The sequence below is a fragment of the Cognatilysobacter lacus genome (genome assembly GCF_008274655.1).
In the GTDB taxonomy this organism is placed as follows: Bacteria; Pseudomonadota; Gammaproteobacteria; order Xanthomonadales; family Xanthomonadaceae; genus Cognatilysobacter; species Cognatilysobacter lacus.
In genome coordinates this window covers 1-10365 of sequence record NZ_VTRV01000092.1, presented here as the reverse complement: position 1 = coordinate 10365, position 10365 = coordinate 1, and the positions used below count along the sequence as shown (strand labels likewise).

Sequence of the window (10365 nt, the reverse complement as noted above, 5' to 3'; positions counted from 1 at the left end):
GCCGGGCCCGATGCGGTGCACGGGCCAGTCGTAGGCAAGCGGCCACGCCAGCGGCGACGGCACCGGGATGCCGGTGCGAAAGTCGCCGTCCGGGTCATGCGGGACGTCCGCGGCGCGCGCCTCCGACACCTGCAGCGCGATTTCAGCCCACTCGTAATGCGCCAACTCGTGAAGCCATGCCGGGTCGTCACGTCGGCAAGAGGCACGCGCGTCGAGGTACTGCACAAGCTCGCGCGCGAGTTCGGTAAAGACCGGCGTACGGGCCGCATGTTCGCGCATGAAGTCGCGCACAAGCGCATCCCACCCCGACGCGCCGAGCGTTGCGCGAATCACCGGGAACGTCGAAGCCAGCAGGCCCGACAGGTTGTTGAAGAACAGGTCGGCGTAGACGCGCAGTCGACGCGCTTCGATACCTGCGGGCGCGACGGTGTTCTCCGGGTCGCGCACCCAAGCGGCGAGCGCGCGCTGGGCGTCCAGTGTCCCGAGGCACTCAGGCTGCACGGCGATGCGATCGCGAGCCGGCCAGTCGAGTGCGAACGCTCTGGATCTCGACCAGCAGTTCGTCCAGCGGCGGCAGGTTGAAGTCGCGCTCCAACAGCGTGGGGCGCGGGCCGAACCGCGCGTATGCGTCTTCAAGAAGCGTCCACACCGGGGGGCTTACGGGCGTGCCGTGCGTGTCGATCTTGAGGTCGTCCGCCTCGTCGTGGTGTCCCGCCACATGGATGTAGGCGATGCGATCGGGCGGCAGCGAATGAAGGAATTCATGCGCGTCGTAACCGTGGTTGGTGGCGTTGACGATGATGTTGTTGACGTCGAGGAGCAGGTCGCAGTCCGCTGCCTCGAGCACGGCGTTGAGGAAGTCGGCCTCGCGCATTGCTGCCGACGATCCGGCATCGAGCGTCGCGTAATACGAGATGTTTTCGACGGCGATCCGGCGGCCGAGCGCGTCCTGCGTTTGCCGGATGCGCGCGGCCACGCGGTCGACCGCAGCGCGGTTGAACGGCAGCGGCATCAGGTCGTACAGCTGGCCCTGCGCATCGCTGCAGGCGGACAGGTGTTCGCTGTAGATCGACACGTGGTGCGCGTCGAGGAATCGGCGCAATCGCAGCAGAAACGCCGCGTCGAGATCGCCCGGCCCGCCCAGCGACAGCGACAGCCCGTGGCAGACCAGTGGCCAGCGGGCGGCGACGGCTTCGAAGGCCTCACCGAGCGCGCCGCCGACGCCGAGCCAGTTCTCGGGTGCGACTTCGAGGAAGTCGAGCGCCCCGGCCGGAGCAGCGCGGAGCGGACCCACCAGGGCCCGCCGCAGGCCTAGGCCGACGGCATCGGGAACGAGGTTCGATACCACTGGCATGACCGAACCGGGTGCGGGTGGATCAGGTGCCGCCGCACTTGCCTTCGCCGCATTTGCCCTCGGCGCATTTGCCTTCCACCACCTTCTTGGCCGCGGTCGGCACCACCTTGGGCTTCGCGCTGCCGGCGGTCGCGCCGGCGGAGGCCTTCATGTCGGCACCGCAGCTCGCTTCCCCGGCCTTCTTGTCGGCGCCGCACTTGGCTTCCGCCGCCTTCTTGTCCGCGCCACATTTGGCTTCCGCAGTCTTCGCTGCAGCCGTCGCCGGCGCATCCGTCGCTGAAAGCATGTAGCCCTGGGACAGGGCCGTCGACGCGAATGCAGCTGCGGCCACCGCGACGCCGCCAGCGATGATCAGGGAGGGGGACTTCAGGGAACGGGACATGGCAGCACCTCGGGGTCGTCGGGATGCGGCGATGCTACCGCGCCCGGCCGCGGAGGGCACCCGCGGCGCTGCCCGGATCGGGTCCGGGCCGTTCAGCTGCCCGGGGCGCACAGACACACCGATCCGCGGCCACCCGAGCGCGCGCGTGACCGCGGCGGCAGTCGCCGATCAGGTCGCGGTATTGCTGCCGTCGGCCTTCTCGCGCTCGGGCAGCGCGTCGTCGCCATGGACGGTGAACCAGATGTTCTCGGCAATGTTCGTCGCGTGGTCGCCGATGCGCTCGATGTTCTTCGCCATGAACAGTAGATGCGTGCACGGCGTGATCGAACGCGCGTCTTCCATCATGTACGTGAGCAGCTCCCGGAACAGCCCGGTGTACGCCGCGTCGATTTCCGCGTCGGCCGCACGCACGCGCGTGGCGACTTCGACATCGCCGTCGCGATATGCCGCGAGCACGTCGCGAACCTGCTGCACCGCAAGCCGCCCCACGTGCTGCAGCCCTGCGACATGCGGCAGCGGCGGCGCCGTGTTGAGCGCCATCGAGCGCTTCGCTACGTTCGCCGCGTAGTCACCGATGCGTTCGATGTCGGCGGCGACGCGAATGGCGGCCAGGATTTCGCGGAGATCGCGCGCCATCGGGCCACGCAGCGCGAGCTTCATGACGTCGTGGCTGACTTCGCGCTCAAGCGCATCGATCGCCGCGTCGCCCGCGATGATGCGGGCGGCCGCATCGTCGTCGCGCCGCTGAACCACGTCGAGCGCGGCCTCCAGCTGCGCCGCGGCCATCTCGCCCATTCGAAGCGTTTCTTCGAGCAGGCGCGCCCGTTCGGCGTCGTAACTTTTCACAATGTGCTCGTGCATCTGCCTATGCCCTGCGCCAGTGACGCGTTGGGTTCGCCCCGATCAACCGAAGCGGCCGGTGATGTAGTCCTCGGTCTGCTGCTTCGAGGGATTGGAGAAGATGGTTTCCGTGCTGCCATGTTCGACGAGCTCGCCGAGATACATGAACGCGGTGAAGTCGGAAATGCGCGCGGCCTGCTGCATGTTATGGGTGACGATCACGATGGTGAAGTCGCGCTTGAGCTCCTCGATGAGTTGCTCGATGCGGCTGGTCGAGATCGGGTCCAAAGCGGAGGTGGGTTCGTCGAGCAACAGTACGTCCGGGCGAAGCGCCACCGCGCGCGCAATGCAGAGCCTCTGCTGCTGGCCGCCGGAAAGGCCCAGCGCGTTCTGTCCGAGTTTGTCCTTGACTTCATCCCACAACGCCGCCTGCCGCAGTGCCTGCTCGACACGCTCCCTCATGTCGGACTTCGACAGCCGCTCGTGGTGGCGGATGCCGTAGGCGACGTTTTCCGAGATCGTCATCGGGAACGGCACCGGCTTCTGGAACACCATCCCGACCTTGCTCCGCAGCCGGTTCAGCGGGTAGCTCGGGTCAAGGATGTTCTCGCCGTCGAGCAATGCTTCGCCGGTGGCGACGAGCTTCGGGTAGAGCGCGTAGATGCGGTTGAACACGCGCAGCAGCGTCGACTTGCCGCAGCCGGACGGTCCGATCAGCGCGGTGACGCGCTTTTCGGGAATCCGCAGGCTGATGTTCTTGAGCGCCTGCGACTTGTCGTAGAAGAAGTCGACGCCGCGCGCTTCGAGCTTGACCTGCGACGGAGCCGTCACGGCATGCGGGGTGGCCAGGTGCAACAGGGGACCATCGTTCATTGCGGAATCCGGGGAGAGAGCGGCGTTCATCAGTCGTGGGAAACCCGGTGGCGCGAAACGATCGCGCGTGCGACCAGACTCACCGCGAGCACGAACAACGTGAGTACGAAGGCGCCCGCCCATGCAAGCGAGTGCCAGGCATCGTAGGGGCTCATCGCGTACTGGAATATCACGACCGGCACGTTGGCCATCGGCTGCGTGATGTCTGTCGACCAGTACTGGTTGTTGAGCGATGTGAAAAGCAGCGGCGCCGTCTCGCCGGAAATGCGCGCGAGGGCCAGCAGGATGCCGGTGGCGATGCCCGGCAGCGACGAGCGATACAGCACCTGGACGGTCACCTTCCACTGCGGCACCCCGAGCGAGAGCGCGGCCTCGCGCATCTGCGTCGGCACGAGGCGCAGCATTTCGTCTGTGGTGCGCACCACCACGGGCAGCACGATGAACCCGAGTGCGATGCCGCCGGCCAGCGCGGAGAAGTGACCGCTGCGCGCGACGACGAGCGTGTAGACGAACAGGCCGAGCACGATGGACGGCGCCGACAGCAGGATGTCGTTGACGAAGCGCACCGTCTCGCCGATCCAGCTGCGGTTGGAATACTCCGCGAGATATGTACCCGCGAGTACGCCGATCGGCGCACCGAGCGCGATCCCGAGCACGCTCATGAGCGCGCTGCCGAAGAACGCGTTCAACAAGCCGCCCTGTTCGCCGGGCGGCGGTGTCATCGCGGTGAACAGCATGCTGTTCATCGACGCGATTCCGTTGTGGAGCGTCGTCCACAGGATCCACACCAGCCAGAACAGGCCGAATGCCGTGGCCAGGATCGCCAGCGCCTGCGCGACCAGGTTCTTGGCGCGGCGCATTCCGTAGAGCGGCAGCATCACGTGCCCTCCCGCTTCGACAGCCGACGCAGCATCAGGCGCGCCGCAGCGAGCACCACGAAGGTGACCAGGAAGAGCACGAAGCCGAGCGCGATCAAGGCCGAACGGTATTGCGCCGAATCCGCCTCGGTGAATTCGTTGGCGATGGTGGCGGCGATCGAGTTGCCGGGCATCAGCAGCGACGTAGTGAGTTCATGCGCGTTGCCGAGCACGAACGTGACCGCCATGGTCTCGCCGAGCGCGCGCCCGAGGCCGAGGAAAATGCCGCCAATCACCGCGGATCGCGTGTACGGAAGCACGACGTCCCAGACCACTTCCCATCGCGTTGAACCGAGCGCGTACGAGGATTCCTTGAGGCGCCCGGGTACGGTGAGGAATACCTCGCGCATCACCGAGGCGATGAACGGGATGACCATGATCGCGAGGACCAGCCCGGCCGTCAGCATGCCCAGGCCCAGCGGCGGCCCGGAGAACAGCGGCCCGATCAACGGCACGGAACCGAGATGCGCGTCCACCCACGGATACACGTGCTCGCCCAGGTACGGGACCAGAACGAACAGGCCCCACATGCCGTAGATGATCGACGGGATCCCGGCGAGGAGTTCGATCGCGGTGCCCACCGGCGTACGCAACCAGCGCGGCGCAATCTCGGTGAGGAACATCGCGATCCCGAAGCTCACCGGCACCGCGATGATCATCGCGATCAACGCGGTCACGAGAGTGCCGTAGATGGGCACGAGCGCGCCGAAATCCTGCGCGACCGGGTCCCACGCCCGCGACGTGAAGAAGCCGAGGCCGAACTTCTGGAACGTTTCGCGGCCGCCCCACAGCATCGAGAGGGCCGCGGCGGCAAGGGCGATCAGCACGAACATGCCGGCGGCGGTCACCAGCCAGCGGAAGCTGCGGTCGGCGTACGCGTCGCGGCGCGTGGTGTCCACGGCAGGGGCGGGAATGGCGCTCATGTCACCGTTGCAGGCGGCGTCGCCCGCGGCGCGGCTGCGCGACGGGCGACAGGTGGGAGATAACCGGGTGAATCCGGCGCACTGCGCGCCGGACGCGGGGTCACTTGAACTCGGTCGACCAGTACGTCTCGACCTGCGACACGAGTTCGGGCGGCAGCGGCACGTAGTTCAGCGACTCCGCCGTCTTTCCGCCGTTGTGCAGCGCCCAGCGGAAGAAATCGAGCGCGGCCTTGGAGCGCGCGGCGTCCTTCGGCTGCTTGTACATGAGGATGAAGTTGGTGGCGGCGATCGGCCACGCCTGCGCGCCGGGCGCGTCGGTGATGACGACGCTGAAATCCTTCGAGTTTTTCCAGTCCGCTGCCGACGCCGCCGCCTGGAACGACGCGATGCTCGGCTGCACCCACTGTCCGGCGGCGTTCTGCATCTGCGCATGGGCCATGCCGTTCTCGGTCGCGTAGGCCAGCTCGACGTAGCCGATCGAACCCTTGATCTGCTTTACGTACGCGGCGACGCCTTCATTGCCCTTGCCGCCGATGCCTGTCGGCCAGTTGACCGACGTGCCTTCGCCGACCTTCGCTTTCCAGGCCGGGCTCACCTTGGACAGGTAGTTGACGAAGTTGAAGGTCGTACCCGAACCGTCCGAGCGCTTGACGACGTTGATCTTGAGCGCGGGCAGCGTCACGCCCGGGTTGAGCGACGCGATCGCAGGGTCGTTCCAGATCGTGACCTTGCCCAGGTAGATGTCGGCGAGCACCGGACCCGTCAACTTGAGCTGGCCGGCTGCGATGCCGGGCAGGTTCACGACCGGCACGACGCCACCGACGGCCGACGGGAACTGGCCGAGGCCCGCCGCTCCGAGTTCGTCCGCGGCGAGCGGCTTGTCGCTCGAGCCGAAGTCGACCGTGCCCGCCTTGATCTGCGCGATGCCGCCGCCTGACCCGATCGACTGGTAGTTGATCTTGGCGCCGGTCGCCCGGCTGTACTCGGCCGACCACTTCGAGATCAGGGGGTAGATGAACGTGGCGCCGGCCCCGGTGATCTGCGCGTTGACCTGGCTGCCGGCCGTGGCCGCGCTGCCGGCCGCCGAAGGGCCGGTGGCGGACGCCGATTTGTCACCGCCCCCGGAACAGGCGGCGAGGGCGACGCTGAGCGCGACGGCAATACCGGCGAGTCGTAGGACGTTCATCGGGGCGGCTCCAGTAAAGCGGTCATGGTGATGACCGGGTAGCCGATATGAAATGATGTTTCTGTTACACCGAGATGACACCGCGCCACGGCCGCTCAACGGCAAACGGGCCCCGAAGGACCCGTTTGCGGTCGTCGAGGCCTTCGCCTCACTTCATGTTGGCTGTCCAGTACGCGTTGATCTTCTGCACGAGCGGGTCGGGCAGTGGCACGTAGTCGAGCTGCGCAGCCTGGCCCTTGCCGCTCTGGTAAGCCCAGCGGAAGAAATCCAGCGCGGCTTTCGACTGCGCCGGGCGCTTCGCCTTCTTGTACATGATGGCCCACGTGGTCGCGGTGATCGGCCAGGCTTCGGCGCCGGGAGCGTCGGTCATGATCACGTTGAAGTCCGGCGCGGACGACCAGTCGGCCGTCGACGCGGCTGCGGCGAAGCTGTCATCGCGCGGCTGCACGAAGTTGCCCGCTCGGTTCTTCATGCGCGAGAACGACAACTTGTTCTGCAGCGCATACGCGTATTCCACGTAACCGATGCCGCCGCGGATCTGGCGCACGTAGGCCGCGACGCCCTCGTTGCCCTTGCCGCCGATGCCGGCCGGCCACTCGACCGCGGTGCCCTCTCCGGCCTTGGCTTTCCAGCCCGGGCTGACCTTGGACAGGTAGTTGGTGAAATTAAAGGTGGTGCCCGAGCCGTCGGAACGATGGACCACGGTGATCTTCTGCGCCGGCAGCTGCAGGCCGCCGTTGAGCGCGGCGATCGCGGGATCGTTCCACATCGTGATCTCGCCCAGGAAGATGCGCGCGAGCGTGGGGCCGTCGAGCTTCATCGCGCCCGGCTGCACGCCCGGAACGTTGATCACCGGCACGATCCCGCCGATGACGATGGGGAACTGGCCCAGTCCGAACTGCTTGAGCTCCTGCGGCGAGAGCGGCTTGTCGGATGCGCCGAAGTCCACCGTTGCCGCCTTGATCTGCGCGATGCCGCCACCCGAGCCGATCGACTGGTAGTTGACCCGGTTGCCGGTGGCGGTGGCGTACGCGCCCGACCACTTCGACAGCACGGGATAGACGAAGCTCGAGCCTGCGCCCGTCACGTCGGTCGCATGTGCGGTGAAAGCGGCCGAAGCCACGAGCAGCGCCGCGGCGAGGCGGCTCTTGAGTGCGAGGTTCACGGGAAATCTCCGTTGCGAATCGGCACGAGGGTGCGCCGCTGACGCAATTGCATGCGCTTTGCGTTACAAAGCGGAGACGGCTTTCTTGCGATTCGATGACGGCAGCCCGCCGCATTCATGCCGGACCGTTCCACCCGGCGCGCGGAAGGTTCAAGATTCCGTTGACGCTGTCCTGAAACCGTCACAGTTCCGACCGATCCTTGCGCCGTCCCGTCCGGCCGCCCCGGACGGCCTTCGCTCGAAACCGCACCGGAGACCACCATGCGTTCCAACATCCTCGCCACCTCGGTCTCGGCCGCGTTGCTGCTTGCGGGCCTGGCCTCGGGCCCGGCGAACGCGGCCACGCCGGCCGTCGCCGCGACGCAAAACGCGCAGACCGCACAGCAGATCGCGGAGCTCCGGGCGCAGCTCGCCGCGCTGCAGGAACAGATCAACGCGCTGCAGGCGCAGAACGATGCGCAGTCCGACGTCAACGTAAGCCAGGGCCAGCGTATCGACGCGGCCGAGACGCAGCAGAAGACCGTCGACAAGATCGCCAAGCTGGTGAACGACACGCAGGTCACCGGCAAGATGTTCTTCGACGTCACCAACATCGACCAGACCAGCCGCGGCGTCAAGACGAACGCGAGCGGCACCGGCCTCGACGTCAAGCGCTTCTACATCGGCATCAACCACAAGTTCAACGACATCTGGTCGGCGAACCTCACGACCGATTTCCAGTACGTGTCGAGCCTTGACAGTGCAGCCGACGTGTTCGTCAAGAAGGCCTACCTGCAGGGCAAGTTCAGCGATGCCTTCGTGTTCCGCGCCGGCTCGGCCGACATGCCGTGGATCCCGTACGTCGAGAGCCTCTACGGCTACCGTTATGTCGAGAACTCGCTGACCGACCGCCTGAAGTTCGCCAACTCCGCCGACTGGGGCCTGCATGCGGGCGGCGACATCGCCGACAAGCGATTCAACTACGCGGTGTCGGTGGTGAACGGTGGCGGCTACAAGAACCCGAGCCGCAGCAAGTCGATGGACGTCGAGGCACGCGTGGGCTTCATGCCGATCGACGGTCTCGTGGTCGCGGCGGGTGCGTACTCCGGCGAGCTCGGCAAGGAGACCCAGACCGTCGGCGCGCAGCACACGGCGAACCGCTCCGACCTTATGGTCGCGTACGCCAAGGACAAGGTGCGCCTGGGCGGCGAGTACTTCCGCGCGAACAACTGGAACAACGTGCTGACCCCCGCGAGCGACAAGGCCGACGGCTATTCGTTGTGGGGCAGCCTGGGCTTCGGCACCAAGGGCATGGCGCTCTTCGCCCGCTATGACCAGGCCGACATCAGCAAGCGCCTCGATCCGACGCTTCAGGACACCTACTACAACGTCGGCTTCGAATTCCCGCTGACGAAGGGCATCAAGCTTGCGACCGTGTACAAGAACACGCACCGAAAGAATGCAACGACGACCGACGTGAAAACGCAGGAAGTCGGTGTGTGGGGTGAGGTCGGCTTCTGACCGAACGCGTCACGCGTCATCCCTCCACGCCCCCGCATTTGCGGGGGCGTTTTTTTTCATGCGAATCGCGCAACTCGCCTTTCGATCAGCGGGCCGGTCGACGCGCTTTGACGGCGACCTCGAGCGGCGGAGCCTCGCCCGGCGTCTTGTCACGGTAGTGGCAGAGATCGCGCACGATGCAGCGAGGGCAGTCCGGTGTGCGCGCCTTGCAGACGTAGCGGCCGTGCAGCAGCAGCCAGTGATGCGCGTGCCGCAGATAGGCGGCCGGTACGACCTTCAGCAGCGTGTCCTCGACCTTGCGCACATCGGCGCCCGGCGCCAGGCCCGTGCGGTTCGACACGCGGAAGATGTGGGTATCGACGGCGAGCGTGGTTTCCCCGAACGCGGTGTTCAACACCACGTTCGCCGTCTTGCGGCCAACCCCGGCGAGCGCCTCCAGCGAATCACGATCGAGCGGAACCTTGCCGCCGTGAAGCTGCAGCAGCTGGTTCGCCATCGCAACGACGTTCTTCGCCTTTGTCTTGTTGAAGTTGATCGTCGCGAGGTAAGGCGCGATGCCGTCGACCCCCAGCTTCGCTATCGCGGCGGGCGTGTTCGCCGCGGGGAACAGGCGTCGCGTGGCCTTGTTGACGCTGACGTCGGTCGCCTGCGCCGATAGCGCGACGGCCACCAGAAGCTCGTAGGGCGTGGAGAACTCGAGTTCGGTGGTCGGGGCGGGATTCGCCTCGCTCAATCGCTCGAAGAGCGCCTGGATCTCGGCCGGAGACATGCGTCGCGATGGACGGCGAAGCGTCGCGCCGCCGGGTTTGCGCGGAGCGCGCGCGGGCGCCGACTTGGGCGCCACGGTTGGCTTCGCCGTTCTTGCCGGTGCTTTGGAAGCAGCGAAGGCTTCCGGATGCGGCGGTGCTTTCCTGCGTGACGTGGTCGTCGTCGTTTTATTCGCGCGGAGGGGTAGCGACGCGTCGCGCAGCCGATCGTCCGGGCTGCCGGCACGACGGCCAGTCGCCTGCGTTCCCGCTGCGCGCTTGTGCACCGTCGTCTTCTTCATCGCTTGGTCGCCGCCTTTGCGAGCGCGCGCTTTAGCGCCGCTGCAGCGGCGTCGGGGAGTGACGGCGCGATGCTCGCCGGCCGAGCCGATTGGCGCGCGGCGTCGCGTTGCACGGCGCGTTCGGCTAGCCGTCGTTGCCTTGCACGGAAGCGCTCACGCGCGGCCAGCGCCTGCCGC

11 protein-coding genes are annotated in these 10365 nt (G+C 66.8%); 1 reads left to right on the top strand and 10 read right to left on the bottom strand.

The window, feature by feature from the left end:
• The 9 genes from FW784_RS09220 to pstS (FW784_RS09180) form a co-directional block, all read right to left on the bottom strand.
• A partial coding sequence (locus FW784_RS09220) for an HvfC family RiPP maturation protein (RefSeq protein WP_187770754.1) occupies positions 1 to 501 on the bottom strand: 501 nt, incomplete at its 3' end.
• Positions 491 to 1354 carry an HvfB family MNIO-type RiPP peptide maturase gene (locus FW784_RS09215; RefSeq protein ID WP_149353054.1) on the bottom strand — a complete coding sequence of 288 codons (864 nt, stop codon included), beginning with the start codon at positions 1352 to 1354 and terminating at the stop codon, positions 491 to 493. The genes FW784_RS09220 and FW784_RS09215, both read right to left, overlap by 11 nt.
• 22 nt (positions 1355 to 1376) lie before the next feature.
• Complete coding sequence (locus tag FW784_RS09210; RefSeq protein ID WP_149353053.1) at positions 1377 to 1736, bottom strand: HvfA family oxazolone/thioamide-modified RiPP metallophore; 360 nt, start codon at positions 1734 to 1736, stop codon at positions 1377 to 1379.
• 168 nt (positions 1737 to 1904) lie between these two features.
• On the bottom strand, positions 1905 to 2597 hold the full coding sequence (gene phoU / locus FW784_RS09205) for a phosphate signaling complex protein PhoU (protein WP_149353052.1): 693 nt from the start codon (positions 2595 to 2597) through the stop codon (positions 1905 to 1907).
• A gap of 42 nt (positions 2598 to 2639) precedes the next feature.
• Positions 2640 to 3449, bottom strand: coding sequence for a phosphate ABC transporter ATP-binding protein PstB (gene pstB / locus FW784_RS09200; RefSeq protein ID WP_149353051.1), 810 nt, complete (start codon positions 3447 to 3449; stop codon positions 2640 to 2642).
• A gap of 29 nt (positions 3450 to 3478) precedes the next feature.
• Positions 3479 to 4327, bottom strand: coding sequence for a phosphate ABC transporter permease PstA (pstA, locus tag FW784_RS09195; protein WP_149353050.1), 849 nt, complete (start codon positions 4325 to 4327; stop codon positions 3479 to 3481).
• Positions 4327 to 5289: a phosphate ABC transporter permease subunit PstC gene (pstC, locus tag FW784_RS09190; RefSeq protein ID WP_149353049.1), complete on the bottom strand. Its 963-nt coding sequence runs from the start codon at positions 5287 to 5289 to the stop codon at positions 4327 to 4329. Before pstC ends, pstA begins: the two co-directional genes overlap by 1 nt.
• A 100-nt stretch (positions 5290 to 5389) precedes the next feature.
• Positions 5390 to 6475 carry a phosphate ABC transporter substrate-binding protein PstS gene (pstS, locus tag FW784_RS09185; protein WP_149353048.1) on the bottom strand — a complete coding sequence of 362 codons (1086 nt, stop codon included), beginning with the start codon at positions 6473 to 6475 and terminating at the stop codon, positions 5390 to 5392.
• 148 nt (positions 6476 to 6623) lie between these two features.
• Positions 6624 to 7640, bottom strand: a complete 1017-nt coding sequence (pstS, locus tag FW784_RS09180; RefSeq protein WP_149353047.1) for a phosphate ABC transporter substrate-binding protein PstS — start codon at positions 7638 to 7640, stop codon at positions 6624 to 6626.
• 261 nt (positions 7641 to 7901) lie between these two features.
• On the opposite strand from pstS (FW784_RS09180), the gene FW784_RS09175 reads away from it, so the two are divergent.
• On the top strand, positions 7902 to 9140 hold the full coding sequence (locus FW784_RS09175) for a porin family protein (RefSeq protein ID WP_149353046.1): 1239 nt from the start codon (positions 7902 to 7904) through the stop codon (positions 9138 to 9140).
• Between the two features lie 85 nt (positions 9141 to 9225).
• Here FW784_RS09175 and nth read toward each other — a convergent pair whose 3' ends face one another.
• Positions 9226 to 9984: an endonuclease III gene (gene nth, locus FW784_RS09170; protein WP_425481621.1), complete on the bottom strand. Its 759-nt coding sequence runs from the start codon at positions 9982 to 9984 to the stop codon at positions 9226 to 9228.
• Positions 9985 to 10365: the final 381 nt, after the last annotated feature.

Excerpts from the sequence above, each read along its gene's own strand:
- pstB (WP_149353051.1), bottom strand. The coding sequence starts at position 3,449 with ATGAACGATGGTCCCCTGTTGCACCTGGCCACCCCGCATGCCGTGACG.
- pstA (WP_149353050.1), bottom strand. The coding sequence starts at position 4,327 with ATGCTGCCGCTCTACGGAATGCGCCGCGCCAAGAACCTGGTCGCGCAG.
- FW784_RS09210 (WP_149353053.1), bottom strand. The coding sequence starts at position 1,736 with ATGTCCCGTTCCCTGAAGTCCCCCTCCCTGATCATCGCTGGCGGCGTC.
- FW784_RS09175 (WP_149353046.1), top strand. The coding sequence starts at position 7,902 with ATGCGTTCCAACATCCTCGCCACCTCGGTCTCGGCCGCGTTGCTGCTT.
- pstC (WP_149353049.1), bottom strand. The coding sequence starts at position 5,289 with ATGAGCGCCATTCCCGCCCCTGCCGTGGACACCACGCGCCGCGACGCG.
- FW784_RS09215 (WP_149353054.1), bottom strand. The coding sequence starts at position 1,354 with ATGCCAGTGGTATCGAACCTCGTTCCCGATGCCGTCGGCCTAGGCCTG.
- pstS (WP_149353048.1), bottom strand. The coding sequence starts at position 6,475 with ATGAACGTCCTACGACTCGCCGGTATTGCCGTCGCGCTCAGCGTCGCC.
- phoU (WP_149353052.1), bottom strand. The coding sequence starts at position 2,597 with ATGCACGAGCACATTGTGAAAAGTTACGACGCCGAACGGGCGCGCCTG.